Raw genomic sequence first — 1,874 nt, 5'->3', positions numbered from 1 at the left:
CCGTTTTTTACTTTAGGGGCGGGCATGGTATTTATCAGCCCCAAGGCGACCTTATCTGAAGAAGCAAAGCGGGACGAAGAATCTATTCATGCCGGTATAGGGGCACGATATTACTTGAGCGACCGTTATTTTGTTCGTATGGAAGTGAAGGACTATAAAATTTTTACTAACCGTGAAAGCAACGAAGAAGCGACAGAATGGAAAATTGGATTAAGCGTGTTCTTTTGAAGAAGCGCAAACAATGTATTTGGTTGATGGTTTTAACCCTGTCAGCGGTGGTGGGGAATGCTTGTGCTGAGCAACATAGCCCATTAATAGAGCCTGATGTAAAGCCGGTAGTGCTTGATGAGGCAATGATCGACTCAGAGAATTTTGAGCTCGGCGTATTTACCGGCGTGATGAACATTGAAGATTTCGAGTCTGCATTGGTTTACGGCACTCGTCTGGCGTTTCATTTAAGTGGAAACCTGATGTTTGAAACGCATATCGGGATGAGTGAAGCAGGGCAAAGCAGCTTTGAGACCCTTGGTGCTGTAGAGGTGTTATCGAGTGATGACCGTGATTACCTTTACTATAACTTTGGGGTGGCATTTAAGCTTCCTGGCGAAAGCTATTTTGGCCGAGATTATGCCTTTAACAATAACGTTTACGTATCTGCAGCTGTTGGTGCAACAGACTTTGCCGGAGAAACCCGTTTAACGGGGGTAGTCGGATTGGGGTACCAATTACTACTGACTGATTTTGTCTCTTTACACTTTACAGCGAAAGAGCACTTTTACGAAATAGATGTCGTAGGGCCTGAGAAAATCAGTTTTAACTCAGAGCTGGGAATGGGTGTGTCCCTGTTCTTCTAAGCATGCTTGGAAGGGTTTAAAAAATGAAAGTATTTACTGAAAAGAATTGAGGGAATCAAGATGCGAATGACCATAGCCAAGTCTCTAGTGACAGCCGCTTTGTTGAGTTTATCTGGCCTATCGAGTGCTGAGCAACTGAGTGGCGCGGCACCCGACTTTACGCTCAAAAGTAATCAAGGCAGCAATATCCGGCTTGAAGAGTTAAAAGGAGAAGTCGTGATGCTGAACTTCTGGGCTTCATGGTGTGGGCCATGTCGTCAGGAAATGCCCTTGATGAATGATATTTTTGCCAAATATGAAGACTTGGGTTTTACCATTTTAGCGGTCAATGTGGATGAAGATTCAGCTGATGCAGATCGCTTTTTGAAAGCTCTGCCGGTTGATTTTCCTGTGGTCTATGACTCGACAAGCAAGGTAAGTGAGATGTACGAGGTGGATGCGATGCCGACAACTGTGATGATTGATCGCGATGGCAACAAGCGCTTTTTACATCGCGGATATAAGCCCGGCTATGAAGAAGAGTACGCAAACCAGGTTAAACAGTTGATCAGAGAATAGTTCACGGGTTCCTAATATGAACAGTATTAAACCAGTCCTATGCGTCATTATCTGTTTGCTGTCTTTTGGTGGCTTGCAGGCTTGCGGTGAAATTAAGCCGTGGGTAAAACCCTATGAGCGAAGTAATTTGGCCGACCCTATTATGAGCTTAGATCGACATGGGGCAGCGGGTGCATACATTCACCATGTATACCAGGCAAGGGAGTCTGCTCGCGGAGCAGAGGGCGGCGCAGGAGGTGGCTGTGGCTGTAATTAAAATGAAAGCCAAGGTGCCTTTTTTTAAAGCCTTTTTTCAATTGTTAATTATTGTCAATTCCCTGGTGATCAGTGCAGTAGGCAATGCTGCAACGCTTCCTCCTGATACGGTTGACGCCTTGTATCATGGTTACGAAGGCGGTGGTATGGATATTAATGGCCCCTTTGTTCTGGTAAGAAAAAGTGCCGGTACGAATTTTTCCCTGA

Annotated in this window: 3 protein-coding genes and 2 pseudogenes; all 5 read left to right on the top strand. The window is 45.2% G+C overall.

Going from position 1 to position 1,874, the window contains the following annotated elements; translation table 11 throughout:
* Nucleotides 1-228, top strand: a pseudogene (locus A3757_RS17315) (hypothetical protein); the annotation flags it as partial.
* On the top strand, nucleotides 198-854 hold the full coding sequence (locus tag A3757_RS17310) for an outer membrane beta-barrel domain-containing protein (protein ID WP_068553288.1): 657 nt from the start codon (nucleotides 198-200) through the stop codon (nucleotides 852-854). The pseudogene A3757_RS17315 and the gene A3757_RS17310, both read left to right, overlap by 31 nt.
* 60 nt (nucleotides 855-914) lie before the next feature.
* Entirely contained in the window at nucleotides 915-1,412 is a 498-nt protein-coding gene (locus A3757_RS17305; protein WP_068553285.1) for a TlpA disulfide reductase family protein, read from the top strand.
* A gap of 16 nt (nucleotides 1,413-1,428) precedes the next feature.
* Complete coding sequence (locus A3757_RS17300; protein ID WP_068553283.1) at nucleotides 1,429-1,668, top strand: DUF4266 domain-containing protein; 240 nt, start codon at nucleotides 1,429-1,431, stop codon at nucleotides 1,666-1,668.
* Nucleotides 1,655-1,874 (top strand): annotated as a pseudogene (locus A3757_RS17295) (hypothetical protein); the annotation flags it as partial. The gene A3757_RS17300 and the pseudogene A3757_RS17295, both read left to right, overlap by 14 nt.

The sequence above is a fragment of the Oleiphilus sp. HI0117 genome (assembly GCF_001635235.1).
Note: the sequence above shows the minus strand (reverse complement) of the source record. Positions and strands in the feature narration are given on the sequence as shown.

Bases quoted from the DNA above. Each gene is read 5' to 3' on its own strand.
- A3757_RS17310 (WP_068553288.1), top strand. From the start codon at position 198: ATGGAAAATTGGATTAAGCGTGTTCTTTTGAAGAAGCGCAAACAATGT.
- A3757_RS17305 (WP_068553285.1), top strand. From the start codon at position 915: ATGCGAATGACCATAGCCAAGTCTCTAGTGACAGCCGCTTTGTTGAGT.
- A3757_RS17300 (WP_068553283.1), top strand. From the start codon at position 1,429: ATGAACAGTATTAAACCAGTCCTATGCGTCATTATCTGTTTGCTGTCT.